At 51.9% G+C, this 21,917-nt stretch carries 17 protein-coding genes; 11 read left to right on the plus strand and 6 right to left on the minus strand.

The window, feature by feature from the left end:
- Positions 1-30 precede the first annotated feature (30 nt).
- The 8 genes from ACMXD4_RS22390 to ACMXD4_RS22425 all read left to right on the plus strand — a co-directional run bounded on the left by ACMXD4_RS22390 (position 31) and on the right by ACMXD4_RS22425 (position 8,017).
- Positions 31-681 carry a glutathione S-transferase family protein gene (locus ACMXD4_RS22390; RefSeq protein WP_415879420.1) on the plus strand — a complete coding sequence of 217 codons (651 nt, stop codon included), beginning with the start codon at positions 31-33 and terminating at the stop codon, positions 679-681.
- 312 nt (positions 682-993) lie between these two features.
- The gene (locus ACMXD4_RS22395; RefSeq protein ID WP_415879421.1) at positions 994-1,761 is read left to right on the plus strand and encodes a YciC family protein; all 768 of its coding nucleotides are present in this window, start codon (positions 994-996) and stop codon (positions 1,759-1,761) included.
- Positions 1,761-2,642, plus strand: a complete 882-nt coding sequence (locus ACMXD4_RS22400; protein ID WP_415879422.1) for a DUF4129 domain-containing protein — start codon at positions 1,761-1,763, stop codon at positions 2,640-2,642. Before ACMXD4_RS22395 ends, ACMXD4_RS22400 begins: the two co-directional genes overlap by 1 nt.
- Entirely contained in the window at positions 2,639-3,934 is a 1,296-nt protein-coding gene (locus ACMXD4_RS22405; RefSeq protein WP_415879423.1) for a DUF4350 domain-containing protein, read from the plus strand. Before ACMXD4_RS22400 ends, ACMXD4_RS22405 begins: the two co-directional genes overlap by 4 nt.
- Positions 3,931-4,899 (plus strand): AAA family ATPase, encoded by a 969-nt coding sequence (locus ACMXD4_RS22410; protein ID WP_415879424.1) that lies wholly within the window; start codon positions 3,931-3,933, stop codon positions 4,897-4,899. The genes ACMXD4_RS22405 and ACMXD4_RS22410 overlap by 4 nt, the downstream gene beginning before the upstream one ends.
- Positions 4,899-6,197 carry a DUF58 domain-containing protein gene (locus tag ACMXD4_RS22415; protein ID WP_171697116.1) on the plus strand — a complete coding sequence of 433 codons (1,299 nt, stop codon included), beginning with the start codon at positions 4,899-4,901 and terminating at the stop codon, positions 6,195-6,197. The genes ACMXD4_RS22410 and ACMXD4_RS22415 overlap by 1 nt, the downstream gene beginning before the upstream one ends.
- A 52-nt stretch (positions 6,198-6,249) precedes the next feature.
- Positions 6,250-7,020: an RDD family protein gene (locus ACMXD4_RS22420; RefSeq protein WP_171697115.1), complete on the plus strand. Its 771-nt coding sequence runs from the start codon at positions 6,250-6,252 to the stop codon at positions 7,018-7,020.
- A 37-nt stretch (positions 7,021-7,057) separates the two neighbouring features.
- Entirely contained in the window at positions 7,058-8,017 is a 960-nt protein-coding gene (locus ACMXD4_RS22425; RefSeq protein WP_415879425.1) for a stage II sporulation protein M, read from the plus strand.
- A gap of 225 nt (positions 8,018-8,242) precedes the next feature.
- On the opposite strand, the gene sodB is transcribed toward ACMXD4_RS22425, so the two are convergent.
- On the minus strand, positions 8,243-8,824 hold the full coding sequence (gene sodB / locus ACMXD4_RS22430; protein WP_033156944.1) for a superoxide dismutase [Fe]: 582 nt from the start codon (positions 8,822-8,824) through the stop codon (positions 8,243-8,245).
- 124 nt (positions 8,825-8,948) lie between these two features.
- Between sodB and ACMXD4_RS22435 the strand changes: the two genes are divergently transcribed.
- The 3 genes from ACMXD4_RS22435 to ACMXD4_RS22445 all read left to right on the plus strand — a co-directional run bounded on the left by ACMXD4_RS22435 (position 8,949) and on the right by ACMXD4_RS22445 (position 15,047).
- On the plus strand, positions 8,949-9,422 hold the full coding sequence (locus tag ACMXD4_RS22435; protein ID WP_171697113.1) for a CYTH domain-containing protein: 474 nt from the start codon (positions 8,949-8,951) through the stop codon (positions 9,420-9,422).
- A gap of 231 nt (positions 9,423-9,653) precedes the next feature.
- Positions 9,654-10,343, plus strand: coding sequence for a tetratricopeptide repeat protein (locus ACMXD4_RS22440; protein WP_171697112.1), 690 nt, complete (start codon positions 9,654-9,656; stop codon positions 10,341-10,343).
- A gap of 69 nt (positions 10,344-10,412) precedes the next feature.
- A complete protein-coding gene (locus tag ACMXD4_RS22445; protein WP_415879426.1) occupies positions 10,413-15,047 on the plus strand; it encodes an EAL domain-containing protein in 4,635 nt (1,544 codons plus the stop codon).
- Between the two features lie 687 nt (positions 15,048-15,734).
- On the opposite strand, the gene ACMXD4_RS22450 is transcribed toward ACMXD4_RS22445, so the two are convergent.
- The 5 genes from ACMXD4_RS22450 to glmU all read right to left on the minus strand — a co-directional run bounded on the left by ACMXD4_RS22450 (position 15,735) and on the right by glmU (position 21,879).
- Positions 15,735-16,205 (minus strand): hypothetical protein, encoded by a 471-nt coding sequence (locus tag ACMXD4_RS22450; protein WP_415879427.1) that lies wholly within the window; start codon positions 16,203-16,205, stop codon positions 15,735-15,737.
- Between the two features lie 345 nt (positions 16,206-16,550).
- Positions 16,551-17,969: a deoxyguanosinetriphosphate triphosphohydrolase family protein gene (locus ACMXD4_RS22455; RefSeq protein WP_415879428.1), complete on the minus strand. Its 1,419-nt coding sequence runs from the start codon at positions 17,967-17,969 to the stop codon at positions 16,551-16,553.
- Between the two features lie 113 nt (positions 17,970-18,082).
- Positions 18,083-18,235 carry a hypothetical protein gene (locus tag ACMXD4_RS22460; protein ID WP_415879429.1) on the minus strand — a complete coding sequence of 51 codons (153 nt, stop codon included), beginning with the start codon at positions 18,233-18,235 and terminating at the stop codon, positions 18,083-18,085.
- Positions 18,236-18,620: 385 nt separating this feature from the next.
- Positions 18,621-20,456, minus strand: coding sequence for a glutamine--fructose-6-phosphate transaminase (isomerizing) (gene glmS / locus ACMXD4_RS22465; RefSeq protein WP_415879430.1), 1,836 nt, complete (start codon positions 20,454-20,456; stop codon positions 18,621-18,623).
- A 1-nt stretch (position 20,457) separates the two neighbouring features.
- Entirely contained in the window at positions 20,458-21,879 is a 1,422-nt protein-coding gene (gene glmU / locus ACMXD4_RS22470) for a bifunctional UDP-N-acetylglucosamine diphosphorylase/glucosamine-1-phosphate N-acetyltransferase GlmU (RefSeq protein ID WP_415879431.1), read from the minus strand.
- Positions 21,880-21,917: the final 38 nt, after the last annotated feature.

The raw sequence follows: 21,917 nt of genomic DNA on the forward strand, positions 1-21,917 counted from the left end.
GTCTTTAATTCAACTACTGGAGATTATTCGATGATTACTTTGTACGGCGTGGCAATCAGCAACTATTACAACAAAGTCAAATTTGCGTTGATGGAAAAGGATATAGCATTCATCGAAGAGTTTACCCCACCCAGCCAGAGCGAAGAATTGTTACTGCGTTCGCCGCTGGGAAAAGTCCCGTTCATCAAAACCAGCGACGGTTATTTATCCGAATCGCAAGCGATACTGGAGTATCTGGAAGATGCATTTCCGGAACATCCGCTGTATCCGGCCGATGCTTATGAGCGCGGCAAATGCCGGGAGTTTATCCAACATCTTGAATTGAACGTCGAACTGATTGCGCGCCGCCTGTATGGGGAGTTTCTGTTCGGCAACACCGTATCGGCAGAAACCAAGGACGAAGTCAGAGCCAAGCTCGATACCGGATTAAAGGGCTTAGCCAAACTGCTGAAATTATCGCCCTATGCCCTGGGCGACCGTTTTAGTACGGCAGACATCGTGGCTTGGCCGCATCTGCAATTGGTGGGCTTTGCCACCCAAAACATCTACGGCGAGAACTTAGTGAATACGCATATTCCGGGCATTGAAGCTTATATACAACTGATCGAAAGCCGGCCGCACGCGCAAATCGTCGGTGCCGACCGGGCAAAGGCGTTAGAAGCCTTTTTTCGGAATAAATAGTCCCCGCTCTGCTATTCCTCAGGTGATTTAGCACAAGACCCTCTTATCACTTTCTGGCATTAAGCCGTCGGCGTAATGATGCCGACGGCCATTCCCATAGTGATTTGCGTATTCCGATCAAATCAGTCAAGGCGGACCGACCGAGTGGAGTCCCTGCTGTGCTAGGGCTTCGGCGCCTGCTATTCAGGACATTTACGCATAGACCAATTCAGAATTAATTGTCTATACTTCGTTTCCTAACGGCTATCACAATTTGTTTTCGAACATTTAGCGGGAGCCAAGCTCCGCAACCTTCAATTTAGGAATTTACTCATGCGACTATTAGCCACTGAACCCGCCAGTATTGCGAAAATTTTGGATGCCAGTATCAAACTGTACTCGGCCTGCTTCAGCAGACTATGGGGCATTCTTTCAATACTTGCCGTGCTGTATATCGCCATGGGTTTGCTGACTGCAACTTTGCAGCCCGATCCGGCCGCACCACAGACTGCGGCGCTGGAATTATTGTCTGAAAACCTGTCACTAATATTAGCGTTTGTCATTGTCTTCTCCTTGGTGTCTTTCGTGCTCTATGCCGCCCTTATTTACCGCTTAGATAATGTGACCAATGAACGGGAAGACAGTTTTTCCGAAGCGATAACGGCCGGATTCAGAGCCTTTCCCTCGATGTTGTTTGCCGCGTTCCTGTATATGGTTGTGATAATCGTGGGCTATATCCTGCTACTGATACCGGGCTTGATCTTGACCTTATCGCTGATGTTTTATCTCTATTTCATCGTCATCGACGGCCTTGGCGGCTATAGAGCTCTTAGAGCCAGCCACTCTTTGGTTTGGGGACATTGGTGGCGGACTGCGACAATCTTTACCGTACCGATGATCATCTGGATGGCAGTGATGTTTGCGCTGGGGTTTTTGATGGCGTTTCTGGCGCCGGCAGACAATCAAGTCTTGATGCAGATTTTGATGAATTTATTGTCGGTGTTTTTCATGCCCTATTTTTTCGCGCTGGGTTACGTGCAGTTTCACGACTTGAAGTTGCGTAAATCGGGCAGCGACCTTGCCTCTCGCCTAGGCAGATAATGCGGTTTGCTGCTTTATTGCTGTTGTGTCTGGCCGGCTCATCCCAGGCGCAAGACAACAGCTTACAAACCTGCCTGAACCTTGCCCGGCAACAATCCGGGCAACAGCTAGATATAAAAAAACACTGTCCAGCTCTGTTCAAGGAGTTGGCAAACCAGGGCCTGCTGACCAGTTTCGATCCACCATTAACTGCCGACGTTAGTGCCACGCAACTGGCGCTTTTAGCCGACAGCCTGAATAATTCTGGGACCATCCGCCAGGAAGGCCTGACGCTATTGTTAGCTGAAATTTTGATCACGCCAACCGACGACTCGCAAGCGAATTGGTGGCAAGCCGTCCTGAACTGGCTGAATAGCCTCAAGCCGGCGGACCATGAAGACCAATACCAGCAGTTGCAGCGCTGGCTCGCGGCCTTGAAGCCATCGCAACAAGCGGCAGAGATTATCATCTACGTGTCGATTGCCTTATTGCTGGGGCTATCGGCCTGGCTGGTGATTAGCGAGTTGTATCAGGCCGGGGTTTTTCGCAAATTTTCCGGCAAGCACCAGCCCGTCACTCCCGCCGATAAGCTCGCTGAAACGCAGTCATTAGCTTCGCATCCGGCGATTAAGACCGTAACCCCGCAAGCTCAAATCGGCGCCTTGCTGGCGCAACTGATAAACGCACTAATCCAGCGCCAACTGCTTCCGGCCGACCCCAGCCTGACCCATCGGCAACTCGTTAGTCATTTTCAACAACAAGCCCGACAAGCGGATTCGGCATTTTCCCGTTTGGTCCGCCAAGCCGAACCCTTGCTTTACGGCCATCGCCCTGTTGATGCGGACTTGGTCGGCAATTACCGGCGCGAGGTGCAGGCGCTATTGGGCAATTTGCGCTCATGAAAGAACGCTTGATTACTCTTCTAACCGCACTGGCGGCATTGGCGCTGGTGATTTTGTTGTTGTCGCCGCGCCATCCCGATGCGCAGAAGCCGCTATCGCTACCGACTAGCGAAGACCGCGGAGCAGATGGTCTGAAAGGGCTTTTTACCTGGCTACAACGCGAAGGACTGAATGTCGTCAGTTTTCGCAAACGCTACAGCGATCTGCATAAGGACAAAACCCTTCCGGAGCGCGGCAATGTGCTGATTGCCAGCATGCCTGCTTCCAAAGAGATCCGAGAAACGGAGTGGCCGGCGCTGGCGGACTGGCTGGAGCAAGGCAACACGCTGATCGTTCTAGGCGCCGTGTATCAACACCCGGGCTGGGCCGCTGCCGAGGATTGCTTTTGCGATGTTAAGGAACTTTTGTCACGCTACGACTGGATCCTGGATTCCGCAGATCAACAAGACGAGCCAAACACCCCGGAAACACAGACGGATCAAACCCTGCAAAGCACCCTAAACACCCTACAAAACAGCCTCAAAGGCGCTCTCCCTCAAGACAGCCAGTTGCTTGCTCAATCCTCGCACCCCCTGCTGCAGGGCGTAACCAGCCTACAGACCCAAACCTCGGCAGACTTGTTAAAAGCCGCATGGACGCTGACCGGCAGCGAACCTGAGAATCTCTCGCTGCGCTTGCTGTCCGAGCGCGATAGCCATCTCACCACCGCCTGGTGGATGAATGCCGGCACCGGCCGGATCGTGTTGCTGCTGACCCCGGATTTGTTTAGTAACCAGCGGCTGGGGCAAGCAGACAACGCCCGGTTTATCGGCAATTTGCTCAAGCAATCCCTCGCGCCGGCAGGCCGATTGCTGTTCGACGATTACCATTTCGGCTTGTCCGAGCTGTACGATCCCGAGCACTTTTTTAAAGACCAACGGCTGCATCAAACCTTGTGGTGCTTTGGCATATTCTGGCTACTTTACGTGGCCGGCTACACCAGCCGCCTGGCGCCGGTGCGCCAAGCCGGCAGTCAACTATCCACCCGGGACTTCATCAAGGTTACCGCCGAATTTTTCGCGCGCCGCCTGAACCAGCCTTTATTGGCCGAGGCCCTGGTCAAGCATCTGCTGGCGGATATTCATGCTCGGCGGGGAATGCGCAGCGAAGCGGAAGTCTGGCTGTGGCTGGAACAGCATAGCCGGGTAAGCAACGATCAGATCACACTATTAAAACGGGCGTTAGCCAAACAACGTCTTTCATTACTGCGTTTATCCAACACTATTACTTACATCAGGACAGTCACGCTATGAGCAACAACGCGGCGCAAAATTTGAATCTCCACCTGCGGCAACAAATAGGCAAGGTGGTATTCGGCATGGATGAGGTGCTGCATGGCTTGGTCATCGCCTGGATTGCCGACGGCCATGTGCTGCTGGAAGGTGCGCCGGGCTTGGGAAAAACCCTGTTGGCCAAATCACTGGCGCAATTGATGAGCGGCAGTTTCGGGCGCATCCAAGGCACTGCCGATCTGATGCCGTCCGATATTACCGGCCTGCATATCTTCAACACCGAGGCTAACAGTTTCGAATTCGTCCCCGGCCCCTTGTTTAACGAAGTGGTGCTGGTTGATGAAATCAACCGCGCCGGCCCCAAGACCCAATCGGCATTGTTGCAAGCAATGGAAGAAAAACTGGTGACGCTGGATAGAAAAACCTATCCGCTGGCGGAAAACTTTTTTCTGATTGCCGCTCAAAACCCCTTCGATTTCGAGGGCGTTTATCCCTTGCTGGAATCGCAACTGGATCGCTTTTTGGTGCGTCTGGACATTAACTATCCGCAACTGCCGGCGGAGGTGGCGGTGCTCAGGCACTACGATAAACCGGGCGGCGGGCACAGCACGGCGTTGCAACAAATCCAAGCCCTGCCCGATACGCTACTGCAGCAAGCGCGCCAAGAAGCCGCCGCTGTTCACGTTGAAGACTGTTTGTACCAATATGCCATCATGCTGGCGGAAGCCAGCCGTAACCATCCGCGTTTAAGCCTGGGCCTGTCCACCCGCGGCGCACTTGCCGTGATGCGCTGCGCACGGGTGGAAGCGGTTCTGGACGGCCGCGATTTTCTGATCCCCGATGACATCAAAGCGGTCGCGCCGCTGGTAGTCGGGCATCGTTTACTGCTCAGTTCCGAAGCCATGCTGGAAGGTTACTCCGCCATCCAAATCTACCGGGAAATCGAAAATCAGGTCGCCGTTCCCCGCAGTGCGGAAGCGAAATAATGTCGATATCGCGTTTGACACTGCTGCTGGCCGGCTTGATTGTTCTGCTGGCCATCATCGGAATCTGGAGCGGCGAACCGCTGCAAGGGTTCTGGCGATGGCTGGCGGCCTTGCTGATAACGCTGATGGCTTGGGAACGCTTCAGGTTGATGGACAATATTGAGTTGCATAGACAAGTTCCGGCCACTTTGGCACTGGGCGAGTCAGTCGGCTACAGCATTCAAGTCTGCAATCGGGCCGGCGCCAAGGTCCGCTTCGAAACCCAAAGCGACTACCCTGCCGCGATTGTCGGCGACAACTCGCTGCAGCGTTGGCTACTGGGCGCACATGAAACCCAAAGCCGGCAGTTTTCGATTACGCCCACCCGCTTGGGCGGCACGTCCTTGGGCAGTTTGTATTTAAAGCAGCTGGGCGCGTTCGGCTTGTGCTGGTGGACGCGACGGATAGACGACGATATCGCCATGCGGATAGAACCCGCCCGGCTGAACAACTTTGTAGACCTGTCCGGCATGCAGCAGCTTGGTAGCCGCGGCAGTGCCCAGGCTCGCAGTAGCGGCGTCGAGTTTTTGGATTTAAGCGAGTATCGGCGCGGCGATTCCTTGCGCAGCATAGACTGGAAGGCCACAGCCCGGCGCGGCAAGCCCATGGTGCGGCACTTCGAGCGCGAACATTTGCTGGAAATTGCGGTGCTGATCGATTGCGGCTTGAGCAGCCGCCTGCAAAGCGAACACATGGACCGCTTGCATCATTACATCAACGTCGCCGGCAAATTGACGGAATTTGCCAGCTACCAAGGCGACCGGATCGCTTGTCTGGCCTACGCCCAACAAACTGTCGATAAAACGCCGATGGCCGGCGGCATGAACTCGGTCCGGGCCATACGTCAGCTGTTGAGCCGGCTCACAGTGTTTAACGAGAACGCCAATGCCCTGAATGCCGCACTGGAGGTCAAGCAACTGCTGAAACGGCGCGGTCTGGTAATTTTTCTGACCGAACTGGAACAGCCGGAAGCCGCTTTGCAGCTGGTTCAGGCCGGGAAATTACTTTCCACCAAACATCAAGTCCTGGTCGCCACACTGGATGAACCGGCGATTGGCGACGATCTGAAACAAAACGGGGTCTACTGGCAGGACCCTTATCGGAAATTCGCCATTCTCGAATACCTGCGCGGCCGCGAGTTGACCCGCAAGCGTTTACAGGGCAGTGGGGTTGCGGTAACCAGCGCCACCGCCCAGAATCTGGACCGGCGGATACTGGCTTATTACCGGAACAAGCGCGACACCATCGCTGCGGCCTGATGGCGGATGTCCTGTTTCAATCTGTATAAACAACTGACCTGTTTTTAATAAGATGATGAATAGCACCCTGAATAAACCCGGTTCGTTCCAGGATTATCTGCACATACAATCGGCAGACGGTATGGATTACCAGTTGGAAATTGCCGGAATGGGCGCACGTACCTATGCCTTCGTCATCGATTGGCATATACGGCTGTTGTTGGCGATCAGTTGGGTAGCGATCTGCGGCGTGGCGTTTTTTAACTGGGAAGAACTGCGCAACGTGTTTAAACCGGGACATCCCGGCTACACTGGCCTGGTTTTAATCTTGCCGACCCTGCTGATATATTTTTTGTATCACCCGGTGCTGGAAATCCTGATGGCCGGACGAACGCCCGGCAAGCGCATGACCGGGGTTCGCCTGGTGGATTTACAAGGGCATACCCCCGGCATCGGCGCGCTGTTGTTGCGCAATGTGTTTCGCCTGATCGACTCGCTACCCGGCTTTTATTTTCTTGGCTTGGTGGCTGTCGCCTTCACCGGCAAACACCAGCGGATCGGCGATTTGGCGGCGGGCCTGGTACTGGTGTATGACAACGTCGACAAGACCCATTCCTTGCAGCAAATTTCCACGTTAACCCTGCATTCCCGTTTAAGCGGCGACGATCAGACCCTGCTGCTGGATCTGTTGAAACGCTGGGACGAACTGGCCTCCGAACGCCGGATCTTGTTCGCCACACAATTTTTAAGCCGAATCGGCCGCGACATTCCTGAAGCAAGTGACAAACAGACGCAAGAACAGGCCTTAAAACGGGCTCTGAAAAGCTTGTTAAGTGAACCCTGAGCCGACGATGCAGCAGTTAAACAACCAATCTCAAGCATTGTCTCACTGGTTAAATGCCCGGAAAAGCCAATGGGAAAGCCTGGAAAACACTCTTAAACCGACGGCTAGCCGCCGCGCCCAGGAAATCAGTGATGCCCGCCAGCTGCTGTCAGGCTATCGCGCCCTGTTGAGCGATTTGTCCTTGTCGCGCCGGGTAAACGGCAAAGCCATGATTACCCGTTACCTGGAAAACCTATTCTTAAAAGCCCACGAAGAAATCTACCGTCCCGCCAATCATCCTTTGGCGCGTTTGATCGATTTATATCATTGGGAAATACCGCGGCTGATGCGAGAATTGAAAACCGCAATCTTCAGCGCCTTTGCGCTGTTCGCGCTGGGTATTGCCGCCGGCTGGTGGCTGATTGGCAGCTATCCCGATTTGATCGGTCTGCTGGGCTCGCCGAAGATGATAGACCACGTTCAGAAAGGCGAATTATGGACCGACGGCCTGCTCAACGTCGCGCCGTCCTCGGTATTGTCCCTTAGCATTGCCGCCAACAACATCACGGTGACACTGTTCGCTTTTGGCTTAGGGGCATTCTACGGCGTCGGCACCCTCTACATCATCGGCTTCAACGGTTTCATGCTGGGCGGAATCTTTGCCTTTACCGCCGCTTACCAGCTGGACGGGCGGTTGTTTGCCTTCATCATTGGCCATGGTGTAGTCGAATTGAGCGTCATCATCATCGCCGGCGCGATGGGCTTGCAACTCGGCGAAGCCCTGATACGGCCCGGCGCCCGCAATCGACTGCAAGCGTTTCAGGAAACCAGCATCAGTGCCGGCAAAGTACTGCTTGCGGTAACCCCATTTCTGATTTTTGCCGGTTTGATCGAAGGCTTTGTCTCTCCCGATCAAGCCTTCAATTTGCCGCAAAGAGCGGTAATCGGCTGCTGCAGCGGCATGATATTCTGGCTGATTCTGTTGTTCGGCGTGCCGGGAAAATCCAGACAGCCGTGACATTACTTCGCTGCTATTCGGTATAGGCTAATACTGCTAAGGTATTGCCTTGCCGATAATAGCGATGGCTTGGTTGTCGAAACGATAGGTGGAGAGGTCGAGGTAGAGGCTTGCGGCTTTTTAAGCTCGGCTAGCGCCAGTCTTGTATTGAAAAGCCCGAGTAATAAGTCTGGCAAAAGCGGCGCGGACGGGCCTGTGAGGACGCCGGCCCGCGCCTTCTAAGGCTTAAGCTTCGTAATTGGCGCTGGCGAATTCCCAGTTAACCAAGGCCCAGAAAGCTTCCAGATATTTAGGACGCAGATTGCGGAAATCGATGTAATAAGCGTGTTCCCAAACATCGCAAGTCAACAACGGCGTTTGGCCGGCAGTTAACGGGCAACCGGCGTTGCTGGTGCTGACCAGTTCCAGACCACCCTTATCGTTTTTCACCAACCACGCCCAACCTGAGCCGAAAGTGGTGACCGCGCATTTGGTGAATTCTTCTTTGAATTTCTCGAAAGAACCGAAAGTTCTGTCAATGGCATTTGCCAAACCACCGGTAGGTTCGCCGCCGCCGTTGGGAGACAGGCTGTTCCAATAAAAGGTGTGGTTCCAGATTTGCGCTGCGTTGTTGAATACGCCGCCAGAGGATTTTTTCACGATCTCTTCCAGGGACAAGCCTTCAAACTCGGTGCCGGGAACCAGATTATTCAGGTTGGTGACATAAGTTTGGTGATGTTTGCCGTAGTGAAATTCGATCGTTTCTGCGGAAATGTGCGGCGCCAATGCGTCTTTTGCGTACGGTAATGCAGGTAATTCAAAAGCCATCTTTATTCTCCAGATTGATTGAACAGCAGCAGTGATTAGGCGCGGGCTTACCGCCCAAACCTAATTACCCAGCATTATAATAAAGAATTATTGCTTAACACTACCTAATCAAAGGAAAACAACGATGGCACTTGAGGTTGAACATAAGTTTTTGCTGGCGAACGACGACTGGCGCGGCGAAATCGATCATTCCGTACACTACAAACAAGGCTATTTAAGCAGCAGTCCGCTCAGTTCGGTTCGTGTGCGTATTTCCGACAAGCAAGCTTGGCTGAATATCAAGAGCGCCACTATCGGTAGTCATCGCCAGGAATTTGAGTATGAAATCCCGTTGAATGACGCCAACAGTATTCTCGACGAGCTATGCCATAAGCCGTTAGTGGAAAAAATCCGTCATTTTGTCTATCGCGACCGGCATGTTTGGGAAATTGACGAATTCATGGGCGATAACCAAGGTTTGATTGTCGCTGAAATCGAATTGTCGACAGTAGGAGAGGCCTTTGTTAGGCCGGACTGGGTCGGTATGGAAGTTACCGACGACATACGCTATTACAACAATAATCTCTGCAAGTATCCGTTCAAGGATTGGGATAAATAAGCGGCAACAATCCAAATAGGCGATAAAAACTGCCGTTTTCTGAGGTTTGCGGCGCTTGTTGCAAAACTGGGACAAGATATTTGCAGAGTCGCTACAGCGCTACAAACATAGACCTAAGCCGCCTCTCTAAAGCCTGGCGCTTAGCGAATTTTTGCGATAGGTAATACTTTGTTAAAACAATAATTTAAAGGACGTATTGAAATCCAAAATGCAATGCTCTATATTGAGTGTATGAGCAAAGCTACTTTTGTTGTTTTATTGATACTTTTCGCCGGCCCGCTGCATGCATCGGAGCTGGCGACCGCTATTGCCCGCTTGGAAAGCGAGTGGGCCAGCGTTTATTATCAAAGCGACGAAACCCGGCAAAGACAAACTTATCCGCAATTGCTGGAAACAGCCGCGGAATTAACCAAACGCTACCCGAATGCCGCCGAGCCGAAAATCTGGCAAGCGACGATTATCGCCACCAATGCGGCGTTTCAATCTTCGTTGAGCGCCTTGTCCAGCCTGCAAACCGCCAAGACACTTTTGGAAGAAGCCATCGCCCAAAATCCCAATGCGCTGGATGGCGCGGCCTATGTCACGCTGGGCACGCTGTATTACATGGTGCCTGGCTGGCCGGTATCTTTTGGGGATAATCAGCTTGCGGAGCAAATGTTGAAAGCCAGCCTGAAAATCAACCCTAACGGTATAGACGCCAATTACTTCTACGCCGATTATTTGCTACAACAGGACCGCAGCGCGGAAGCTGAGGAATATTTGCACAAGGCCGTCCAGGCCCCGCTGCGCAAACAGCAAGTATTTGCCGATACCCAGTTGCAAAACGAAGCCAAAATGGCGCTGGCACACACCCAGCAACGTAAATCCAACGCCGGCAAAAATAAATTTCAATCGTTGTTCACTTCCGCGACAGCCGACTAAATCCGCCTGGCCCGTTTGCCTTTGGCTGTAGAATAACCCTACTTTCAAAACAGGCCACGACTGGCATTTATGAAAAAAACCATTTTCGGACTGTCCTCGGTATTTTTTTTACTGTTTTGTACGTCCAGCACCGCCGGCACACCCGCAGCAAACCAGCCGCTGGAACCAGTAGCGCTGCAATTGAAATGGTTTCACCAATTCCAATTTGCCGGTTATTACGCAGCTATCGAGCAAGGCTATTATGCCGAGGAAGGCTTGCAGGTAGAGATACGTGAGCGCAATCCTGACCAGGACTACGTAGAACAGGTCGCATCCGGGGAAGCCGAATACGGCATCGGCGATTCCGGCATCATTGCCCAGTATGCCAACGGCAAGCCCATCGCGGCGCTAGCCGCCCTATTTCAGCACGATGCGCTGGTGCTGTTCAGCAAACAAGCTTCCGGCATCGTCAGCCCTTATGAAATGGCCGGCAAGCGCATCATGTACGATGTGGTGGGCGAGAATAATGCGCAGATTCGCGCCTTACTCGCCGAAGCCAATCTAAACGAAAGCCGCTATCAAAAAGTTGCCGAGACCTTTAACAACGCCGACTTTATTGCGGATAAAGTCGATGTGATGTCCGGCTATATCACCGACCAGCCATTCAGCTTTCGCGCCGCCGGCATCAAATTCAATATTATCAATCCGCAAAATTACGGTATCGACTTTTACGGCGACTTGCTTTTCACCAGCCGCAACGAGCTAAAGCAACATCCCGGCCGCGCGGAGCGCTTCCTCCGGGCCAGCCTAAAAGGCTGGGAATATGCGCTGTCTCACCCCGATGTACTGATCGATCTGATCCAACGCAAATATCCAAGCAAACTCAGTGCGGAGCAACTGCGCTACGAAGCCGCAGAAACCCGCAAACTGATCATGCCGGACTACATCCCGCTGGGCCAGATAGAGACTGCCCGCTTACGCCGGGTAGCCGACATTTATGCCAATCTGAAATTAGCGCGTCCTTTAAGCGACGGCCAACTCAATGAGTTTGTCTACGGCGGCAGACAATCCGCCGATTTGCCATTGAACGACGCGGAACGGCAGTGGCTGGCTGAACATCCTGAAATTCGGGTAGGCATAGACAGGAATTTTCCGCCATACGAATGGCTGGATGCCACCGGCCTGCATCAAGGCATGATTGCCGAACATCTCAAGCTAATCGAACAGAAACTGGGGGTTAAGTTCGTCCTGATCATGGACAAGTCCTGGCAGGAAGTGCTGGACATGGCCAAACGCGGCGAACTGGACATGCTCGCCGGGGTGACCAAAACCCCGGATCGCGAGCAATATTTAAGCTTTACCCAGCCTTATATCAGCACGCCGACGGTGATCATCGGCGACAAAAGCAGTGCTTATATCGATTCTCTGCCGCTACTGACGGGGAGACGAGTCGCTATCGAACAAGGGTATTTTGTGCAGGAATTGCTGAGCAGAGACTACCCAGGGATACAACTGCTGACCGCCCCCTCGGTACACGAAGCGCTGAATCTGCTGGCCGAAGGCAAGGTGGATGCTTATATCGGCGATGCGGCTTCGGCCAGTTACACCATCAAACAACAAGGCTTATTGAATCTGCATATTGCCGGCCAACCTGGCTACGTCAACGAAACCCGGATGGCCGCACTCACATCTCAGCCGCACTTGCGGTCGCTACTGGAGAAAGCTCTGTCCAGTATCAGCCAAGCCGAACACGATGCCATTATTAACCGCTGGATGGCTTTGAAGGTCGAGCAAGGCATTCAACTGGACGCGCTGTTGCGATCCGCCGCCGTTGCGTTGCTGGCCCTGTTGTTTTTCGTCTATTGGGTGTTCAGGCTGCGTAAGGAAATCAAGGCTCGCAAACGTAGCGAGGCCGACCTGGCGCGGCTTTACACCAATATGTCGCTGGGCTTTGCGCTACATCAGGTAATACGCGACGACAGCGGCAAAATCGTCGATTATCGCTATCTGGATATTAACCCGGCCTTTGAAAAAATGACCGGCATTGCCCGCGAGAACTGGATAGGCAAAACCGTGAAGCAGGTTTTGCCGAATACCGAGGGAGCTTGGATCGCCAGTTTTGACGGGCTGGACACCAGTGGCGAGCCGCAACATTTTGAAAACTGTGTGACCGATCTGGGCCGCTGGTATGCCATCGATAGCTATAAAGCCGGCCCCGACCGTTTCGTCGTGTTAGTCCAGGATATTACCGAGCGCAAACAGACCGAACTGGCACTAAAAGAGAGCGAAGAACGCTTTCGAATCAGCCAAATCTATGGCGGCGTCGGTATTTGGGAAGCAGATTTGTTGAAAAACCGCCAGTTCTGGTCGGAAATCGTCACAACTGAATTGGGTTTTCCGCATAAGCCACTCAATACCTGGAATGATTTCCTGGAAGTGGTTTGTCCGGAGGATAGGCCTTTAATTTTGGAAGCGACCCGCGAGCACCTTGAACGCGGCGCCAATTACGATGTGGAGTACCGTATCCAAACCCCTAACGGCGAAAAGCGCTGGATGCGCTCGGTGGGTCAGGTCGAGCGGGACGGTAACGGCAAACCGGTGCGGATGCGCGGGATTGTCCATGATGTTAGTAAACGCAAAGCGGCCGAGGAAAAACTGCGGCTGTCGGCGCGGGTCTTTTCGGACGCCCACGAAGGCATCATCATTACCGACCTCAACGCCTGTATCATTGATGTCAACGCCGCCTTCACGGACATCACCGGCTATAGCCGCGAGGAAGCATTGGGACAAAATCCCAGCTTTCTGAAATCGGGCCGGCAAGCGCCGGAGTTTTACGAAGCCATGTGGGCCATCATAAACCAGACCGGACATTGGCAAGGCGAAGTCTGGAATCGCCGAAAAAATGGGGATTTGTATGCCGAACTGTTAACGGTTTCGGCCTTGCGCGATGACGCCGGCAATATCATCAATTATCTGGGTTTGTTCTCGGACATCACCGAGAGTAAGCAACAGCAGCAGGCGCTGGAAGTGCTGGCGCATTTCGACCCGCTTACCCAATTGCCCAATCGCGCCCTATTTGCCGACCGCTTTGCCCAGGCTATCGCCCACAGCAAACGCGCCGAATCGCTATTGGCGGTGTGTTATCTAGATTTGGACGGATTCAAGCAGGTTAACGATAACTTCGGCCACGAAACCGGCGACCAGTTGTTGGTGGAAGTAGCCAAACGCATCAAGTTAAAGCTGCGCGAAGGCGATACGGTTTGCCGGCTGGGCGGCGACGAATTTGCGTTGTTATTTGAAAATTTGCAATCGGTGCAGCAATGCGAAGATGCCTTGACCCGCATTCATCAGGCCATGGCCGAACCGTTCGAGTTGGAAAACCGCCATGTACGGATTGCCGCCAGTAGCGGCGTGACCATCTATCCGCTGGATTTGGAAGATCCGGATATTCTGTTGCGCCACGCCGACCAAGCCATGTATCAGGCCAAATTGGATGGCCGCAACCGCTATCGGATTTACGATCATTTGCCCGGACAATCGAGCAGTATCAATCATCGTCCCAGCCGTTTGGAGCAAGCCTTGGCCGAAGTCGGCCAGGCGCTGATGGATAACCAGTTTTGCATGTATTACCAGCCCAGAGTCAATATCAAGACAGGTGAAGTGGTCGGCGCAGAAGCACTGATCCGCTGGCACCATCCGCAACGCGGCGTGTTGCCGCCGGCCGAATTTCTGCCCATAGTGGAAAACACTACCTTGGAAATTGACCTGAGCAACTGGGTGCTACGGCAAGCCTTTAAACAATTGCAGGTCTGGCACGATCTCGGCCTGAATCTACAAGTGAGCGTAAACATATCCCCGCGCCATCTGCAATGGCCGGATTTCATCAAAACCCTGGAAACCTTACTAACGGAATACCCGCAAATTCCTTCCTGGCAATTGGAATTGGAAGTGCTGGAGAGTAGCGTACTGGAGGATTTGATCTCGGTGGGGGAGACGCTGAAACAATGCTTTCACGACCTGGGCGTACCCTGTGCGCTCGACGATTTCGGCACCGGTTATTCGTCGCTGGCGCATTTGCGGCATTTGACCATCAATACGGTAAAGATCGATCAGAGTTTTGTCCGCAACATGATAGACGACCCGGATGACATGGCCATCGTCGAAAGTGTGATTGCGCTGGCCAAAGCCTTCAAACGCGAAGCGGTTGCCGAAGGCGTGGAAGATATAGAACACGGGATTTTTCTGATCGATTTGGGCTGCAGCATCGCCCAAGGCAGTGCGATCGCCGAAGCCATGCCGGCCGACGCGGTGTTGGCTTGGGTCAACAGCTATCGCAACCCTCAGGCCTGGACCGATTGCGCCAGACTTTCCCTGACTAATTGGCAAAACCAATTGGAATTACTGAAACTTCAGCAGCAGTATTGGTTGCGCCGTCTGGAACAATGTCTGCATCCCCCAACCGGCAGCAGTCCGCGCTGGCCTATCCTGATCTCGAAAAAATCGCATCTGGGTAGATGGCTGGAACGGCTCAAACACGAACGCGGCATTGATGCGCGTTTACTGGAACAACTGGAGCGGGCCCAAGCCCGGCAACAAATCCTAGCGGAACAACTCCAACGTCATCGGCTGGACGGCAGAAACGGCGACAGCGCAGATTTCAGCCAATTACGCGAAGTCAATCTGCAAATAGTGCAGCTACTGGAGCGCCTAGAACCCGCGGCTTAAGCCTGTTCTGATCACCCCCAGCAAGCTGCCGATACAACGCCAGGCGGATTTTGAACCCGTTAGACCAGCCACAATCCGCCTGACGAAACAAGCACTTGACGGGCCACCTCCACATGCTTAAGGGCAAAGCCACAAGGCTTACGCGAATCGCTTATTAGCCTGCACGCGAGGCTTTCAGGCTTGGGGTTACACCCATTTGGCTTAACCGAATCGCCTTTTACCTAGCCCGCAACGTTGTCGTGGCTTGCGGTTAAAGCGATTTGCTATCGGCGAAAACTATTTCTGCTTGCGCGCTTGCCCGGGCAGGTTTGCGATTGAAGCAATTTGCCTTGCACGAACGGCTAAATGGCTGGCGCGCAAGGTTGAGTAGGTTTGAGTTTGAACCAAGTTGGGGTAGCCGAATAGCTTTTTGCCTCGCGCGCAAAGCTATATTGGCTGGCAATTAAAGGGATTTGCTATGGACGAGAACTGTTTTAGCTTGTGCACTTACTTAGGCCAGTTTGCGATTGCAGCTATTCGCCTTGCGAGCATGGCATTTTGGCTTGCCGGCATTCCACATTGCTCGGCGCTTAAGGCTAAAAGGCATGAGGGAGGGCAAAAAGCCTGGCGTGAGTAGCGTTGAAGCTCAGCGGTATAGCGTAGAGGTCGGCCGTCCCCCGCGGCCGGTTGCAAACGCCGCCGTCAAACTTAGCCGGCGGCTGGTTCCACTTTGTTCTTGGCGCCACGATTGAATCGCACCGCCATCGCTTGCCGCAGCGTTTCCAAGGCCGCGCCTTTGCCGGCGATTTTTAAAGAAGCGTAGGCGTCCAGGCAAAAGCTATAAATGTCGCTGCCCAGCGCCATGTCGGTATCGTCGCCGCGCGCCTGCAAATCCCGCAGCCGATGCAAGCGCGGCCGGAGTTGATCCAGACTGGTCATGTCGGCTTGCGCCTCAGGCATGTTCAGATTGGGCGGAATCGCCTGAGCATTTTGAGCCGCCAGCAGCATAGTCTGCCGGCAGAACGCTTCGGTCTTATCGCCCATCTTCAAAATATTGCGGCGCTGGTCGGGCGATAGCGATACGAAGCCGGCGAAATGGGTTTCCAAGGTATTCAAAGCCGCGTCGATCTCAGCCAGCGCGGCGTCTGTGAACGTTAAAGATAACAAATTCTGACTCATCTCAATCTCCTGCAAAGTTGCCGTATACGCGAACCGGCAGCGCCAGTCCGCAGAGAAAAAGCGTAGGCTATTTTTCTAAAAAGGAGTGATTTTATATGTTAGAAATGGGCGTTTTTGATTTGGTCAATTTACTAGCCTGGATGAAGCGAAGCGGCCAAAACCACCGGACGAATACAATAGTTCCAATGGTAATTGCCTAGCCGAAAACAGGCGCAGCGTGCGGCGAGTTTACGAACCTCACCAATCGCGAACGATGCGCTTCATGCTGTTCAGCACATCCTGCGGCCCTGCCTATCAGTAATATTAGTTTAATATCTACATAAACTTTAATAGCAACCATTTATGCTAAAAAGGTTTAAATATAGTTTGCCCACCACCCTTTATTCTTGAGTAGAATTCTATAGCGTATTTATCTGTCATTCCTGCTACAAAATCACAGATTAATCGTTTTTGTTCATCAGTATTCTTTAAGCGCATATATGCCAAGCGGTAATCAGGTGGTAATAGTAAGTGACCATCATCAGAATCGATGGCTTCAAAAATTGTTTTTACAATTTCATAGCCCCTATATTCAACAACCTTCAGTCTTGAAGACATAATTACAATTTCAAAGTTAAGGTGTTTTAATACTTCAACTGTTCTTCTTATCTCATCATTAAGCTTAACACTAGTAAGACATGGAGCTTTATCATTGAAATCAATCTCTATACCCTCAACAAACTCATTAACAAGTCCAGATGTGTATGATGTTCTTATATAACCATTATCATTGAGAAAAGATGACGCCAAGTAGGCTCTAAGAACTTCTTCACTTGATTCTTCTTCGATTTTAGGATGTAGTAGATCTCCAAATAAATAATTAAGTTCTGAATATATTTCTTCAGTCGTAATTTGAACACTCTTCTTTACCTTAGTTAAAACACGATCATATAATTCAGGATTAGTAATTACATCGGACAATATACTTAAAGGACTAATAAAACCGCCTTTTAATCCGTCTTCAAGATCATATGTAGAATAGGCAATATCATCTGCTATGTCCATTATGTAACATTCGACACATTTGAAATCACTCTTTCCAATACCGGGGGAAACGGCGTTTCGAATCCTTCCAACCAGATCGGCATCGGAGCAATAGTAACCCTTTACAAGTTCAGATGCTTTATTTCTACGCAAAGGAATTTTCTTATCATATTTAAGTATAGATGCCAGTGATCGATATGTGAGATGTAATCCGAGCCTTTGATCAATCCCTTCTTTGTCAATTAATTCATTAGAACCGCTTTTGGTTCTTTTTTTCTCCAGTTTAGCGAGTATATGTAATGTTTGCGCGTTACCCTCAAATCCTCCATGCGATTTCATGCAGTCATCAAGTGCTTTTTCACCATTATGACCAAATGGTGGGTGACCTAAATCGTGAGCGAGACCAGCGAATTCAACCAAATCTGTATCAATATTGTTCTCTTTGAAATATTCATGCTCGGTGTTAAGTTTATTGGCAATCGTCTTTGCGATTTGCGCTACTTCAAGCGAGTGAGTAAGTCTATTGCGAAAAAAATCAGACTCATGCCCTGGAAATAACTGAGTTTTGCCTTGCAAACGTCGGAAAGCTGGACTGTGAATTAACCGCGCATAGTCGTGCCGAAAATCAGACCTATAAGCAACCTTATGATTTTCTTCTGAGTTTTCTATTACTTCGCGTTGATAATCTGAGTCTTTATAAAGTTGAATCATAACTTCAAAGAAATAAAAAAGGCCAAACATATGATTGGCCTTTCTGAATAAAAATTAATTTAATATGAGCCAGCATCAAGCGCCTTGCAAGAAACCTAAATAACACACGCCGGTTATTACTAAATCAATAACCATGATGTCTGTTATTTGGCGCAAACCTTTGCTTTCGCTTGCTTAGTAGCTTCTGGCTTGATTCCGTTACTACTTTTAATAGCGTCCCTAAACATAGCAAGCTGACTGTAGGCTAACTGATTAGCCTGACGTAACGCAGGATATGATGCAGTACCTGTTCTCATGATTTCTCTCCAGTTAATTTATTTTTAGCTACAACTAATACATTAGGGAAGATTGCGAGCGACAAGTATAGCATCTGGACATTTGTATAAATATACAAAAAGAGGTCTTTCTCGAAAGAATGAGAAAGATTTTAGGAATTTCCGATGCAGGTATTGTAATCAAAGATAGCCCCACTTTTCTGGAAGGGCGCTCCAAGTTCATTTCTGCCATTCCAAAAGGAAGTGTTGAATTGAGCTTCGGACCGATCTATCATCCCATCATCACGTAATTCCAAACAAAAACGAGCCGATCACAGCCAACAAAAAAGGGCTTGCCGAACCCAAGCCCGACAAACCCTCAAATTCCAACCTTAATCCCTCGGAATCCGTTCCGCCAATTCAGCCGCTATTCCACCGTAACCGATTTTGCGAGGTTCCGTGGTTGGTCGACATCGGTACCTTTCAGCACGGCGACGTGGTAGGACAACAGTTGTAGCGGGATGGTGTAGATAATCGGCGAGATAGCGTTGGCGACGCTGGGCATTTTGACGATTTGCACGTTCTCGTCGGCGGCATCGCTTTCGGCCAAGTCCTCGTCCATGAACACGATCAACTGTCCGCCGCGGGCGCTGACTTCCTGGATATTGGATTTCAGCTTTTCCAGCAGATTGTTGTTGGGCGCCACCGTGACCACCGGCATTTCGGCGTCGATCAGGGCCAACGGGCCGTGTTTCAATTCGCCGGCCGGATAGGCTTCGGCGTGAATATAGGAAATCTCCTTAAGCTTCAACGCGCCTTCCATCGCGATCGGGTAATGGGTACCACGGCCGAGGAACAGCGCGTTGTGCTTGTCGGCGAAGCGCTGCGACAACAGTTCGATGGCATTGTCCAGCTTCAGCACTTTTTCGATGTTGCCGGGCAGGGCGAACAGTTGCGAGACGATGTGTTCCTCCTGGTCGGCGCTTAGCTCGAAGCGGCGGCCGACTGCAATGATCAGCATCAACAAGGCCACCAACTGGGTGGTGAAGGCCTTGGTCGAAGCAACGCCGATTTCCGGGCCGGCGCGGGTCATCAATACCAGATCGGATTCGCGCACCAGCGAGCTTTCCGGCGCGTTACAGATCACCAACGAGTGTTTGACGCCGAGCTTTTTGGCTTCCTGCAATGCGGCCAGCGTGTCGGCGGTTTCGCCGGACTGGGAAATGGTCACGACCAAGGTATCCGGCGCGACCACCGGGTTGCGATAGCGAAATTCGCTGGCAATTTCGATCGAGCAGGGCACGCGGGCGTATTTTTCGAACCAGTAGCGGGCGACCAGTCCGGCGTGGTAACTGGTACCGCACGCCAAGATTAGCACCGATTTGATCTGGTCGAACACCTCGCCGGCGTTGTGGGCAAAGGCGTTGTCTTGCAGGCGGTTGTCGATGAAGCGGCCTTCCAGCGTTTCGGAAACCGCCCAGGCTTGCTCGTAGATTTCCTTGAGCATGTAGTGGCGGTATTTGCCTTTGTCGACCGAGTCTGCTTTTAGTTGGCTTTCGATGACCGGGCGGACCACGCGGCGGCCGGCTTCGTCGAAAATGGTGACACCGTTGATGGTCAATTCGGCCACATCGCCGTCTTCCAGGAAGATGAAGCGCTGGGTAACCGGCAGCAAGGCGGCAATGTCGGAGGCGATGAAATATTCGCCGATGCCGATGCCGATTACCAACGGGCTGCCTTTACGGCAGGCAACCAATAAATCCGGTTGTTCGCTGTCGATGACGCCCAAGGCATAAGCACCGCGCAGGCTTTTGACGGTTTTGGTGACGGCGTCGAGCAGGCTGTCGGCGTCTTTCAGTTCTTCAGCAACCTTGTGCACGATGACTTCGGTGTCTGTCTCCGAGGTGAAGACGTAGCCGTTTTCCTGCAGCGCGGTGCGCAAATGATCGTGGTTTTCGATAATGCCGTTATGCACCACGGCGACGCGGTCTTTGCTGACGTGGGGGTGGGCATTGCGGGTGCTGGGCTTGCCGTGAGTAGCCCAGCGGGTATGGGCGATGCCGATGCGGCCTTCGATTGGGTCGGCGGAAATCAACGCTTCCAACCCTTTAACCTTACCCAACTCGCGCTTGCGGAATATTTCTCCGCTATTGACGACGGCCAAGCCGGCAGAATCGTAGCCCCGGTATTCCAGACGCTTCAAACCCTCTATCAATATCGGTACCACATTGCGTTGGGCAACGCCCGCGACTATCCCACACATACTATTTCTCCGACTGACTAGGAGCTAACGAGTGCGGAGAATTGTCGGGAACAATCTCCGCCAGTTTGACCGGACGTTGCCAGCTAGGCACGCTAAGCTGCTTACTCCGGCTAAGGGTTAATTGATTTTCCGGTGTATCTCGGGTAATGGTCGAACCGGCGCCGATTGTCGCGTTTTTTCCGACCGTTACCGGTGCCACCAATTGGGTATCGGAGCCGATAAACGCGCCGTCTTCGATGATGGTTTTAAATTTATTCACGCCGTCGTAATTGCAAGTAATGGTGCCGGCGCCGATATTGACCTTGCTACCCACTTCGCTATCGCCAATATAGCTTAAATGGTTAATTTTGCTGCCGGTAGCGACAGTGGATTTTTTGATTTCTACGAAATTGCCGATATGCACATGATCGGCCAGTTCGGTTTGCGGCCGCAGCCGGGCGAACGGACCGATGCGGCTGCTGGCGCCGACCGAGGCGTCCTCGATTACGCTGTTAGCCAGAATTTCAACATCGTTGGCGATGCTGGCGTTTTTAATCAGACAATTGGGACCGATTTTTACATTGGAGCCGATGCGATTAACGCCTTCGAAAATCACGTTGATGTCCACATCAATATCCTGACCCAGTTCGGCGAAGCTGCCCCGCACATCCACGCGGGCCGGATCCCGCAGGGTAACACCTTTTTCCATCAATGCTTGCGCCTGTTCCGCTTGATACACGCGCTCTAGATGCGCCAATTGGCTGCGATTATTTACACCCAGCACTTCTTCCTGGCTGCCGGCTTGAGTGGTTTCAACGGTAAGGCCATCTTCCACGGCCATTTCGATAATATCGGTCAAATAGTATTCATTTTGCGCGTTGTTATTGCTCAGCCTGGACAACCATTGCTTCAACTGGCTGCCTTTGCAGGCCAGGATACCGGTATTGCCTTCGCTGATTTGCAATTCCACTTCGTTGGCGTCTTTTTGCTCGACTATTTTGACAACAGCATGATCTTTATCGCGGACTATGCGGCCGTAGCCGGTGGGGTCGTCCAGGTTGACCGTCAGCAATGCCAAGGACGTCAAGCTGACCTTGTGCAATAAGGTTTGGATGGTTTTGGCCTTTAATAAAGGTACATCGCCGTATAGAATCAATACGGTGTCCGGATCGTCGACGTGGTGAATGGCTTGCTGTACCGCGTGCCCGGTGCCTAGTTGCTGTTTTTGCTCTATCCAGGTAGCGTCCAAGCTACTCAAAGCTTGTTTGACAGTCTCGCCGCCGTGGCCGTAGATGATAAAAATCTGATTATTTTCCAGCGAAAGACTTGTTTCGTAGACATGCTGCAACAACGCTTTATTGGCAATTTCATGCAGTACTTTAGGCCGCGACGAACGCATTCTGGTGCCTTGGCCGGCCGCCAAGATGATGGTTTTAATCGACATTGCTATTCCTTAAAACAAAAAAAGCCCGATAACGTTGC

Source organism: Methylomonas sp. TEB (genome assembly GCF_047777895.1).
Lineage (GTDB): Bacteria > Pseudomonadota > Gammaproteobacteria > Methylococcales > Methylomonadaceae > Methylomonas.

Coding starts and splice junctions, on each gene's coding strand:
- ACMXD4_RS22390 (WP_415879420.1), top strand. CDS start 31: ATGATTACTTTGTACGGCGTGGCAATCAGCAACTATTACAACAAAGTC.
- ACMXD4_RS22395 (WP_415879421.1), top strand. CDS start 994: ATGCGACTATTAGCCACTGAACCCGCCAGTATTGCGAAAATTTTGGAT.
- ACMXD4_RS22400 (WP_415879422.1), top strand. CDS start 1,761: ATGCGGTTTGCTGCTTTATTGCTGTTGTGTCTGGCCGGCTCATCCCAG.
- ACMXD4_RS22405 (WP_415879423.1), top strand. CDS start 2,639: ATGAAAGAACGCTTGATTACTCTTCTAACCGCACTGGCGGCATTGGCG.
- ACMXD4_RS22410 (WP_415879424.1), top strand. CDS start 3,931: ATGAGCAACAACGCGGCGCAAAATTTGAATCTCCACCTGCGGCAACAA.
- ACMXD4_RS22415 (WP_171697116.1), top strand. CDS start 4,899: ATGTCGATATCGCGTTTGACACTGCTGCTGGCCGGCTTGATTGTTCTG.
- ACMXD4_RS22420 (WP_171697115.1), top strand. CDS start 6,250: ATGATGAATAGCACCCTGAATAAACCCGGTTCGTTCCAGGATTATCTG.
- sodB (WP_033156944.1), bottom strand. CDS start 8,824: ATGGCTTTTGAATTACCTGCATTACCGTACGCAAAAGACGCATTGGCG.
- ACMXD4_RS22435 (WP_171697113.1), top strand. CDS start 8,949: ATGGCACTTGAGGTTGAACATAAGTTTTTGCTGGCGAACGACGACTGG.
- ACMXD4_RS22440 (WP_171697112.1), top strand. CDS start 9,654: ATGAGCAAAGCTACTTTTGTTGTTTTATTGATACTTTTCGCCGGCCCG.
- ACMXD4_RS22445 (WP_415879426.1), top strand. CDS start 10,413: ATGAAAAAAACCATTTTCGGACTGTCCTCGGTATTTTTTTTACTGTTT.
- ACMXD4_RS22450 (WP_415879427.1), bottom strand. CDS start 16,205: ATGAGTCAGAATTTGTTATCTTTAACGTTCACAGACGCCGCGCTGGCT.
- ACMXD4_RS22455 (WP_415879428.1), bottom strand. CDS start 17,969: ATGTTTGGCCTTTTTTATTTCTTTGAAGTTATGATTCAACTTTATAAA.
- ACMXD4_RS22460 (WP_415879429.1), bottom strand. CDS start 18,235: ATGAGAACAGGTACTGCATCATATCCTGCGTTACGTCAGGCTAATCAG.
- glmS (WP_415879430.1), bottom strand. CDS start 20,456: ATGTGTGGGATAGTCGCGGGCGTTGCCCAACGCAATGTGGTACCGATA.
- glmU (WP_415879431.1), bottom strand. CDS start 21,879: ATGTCGATTAAAACCATCATCTTGGCGGCCGGCCAAGGCACCAGAATG.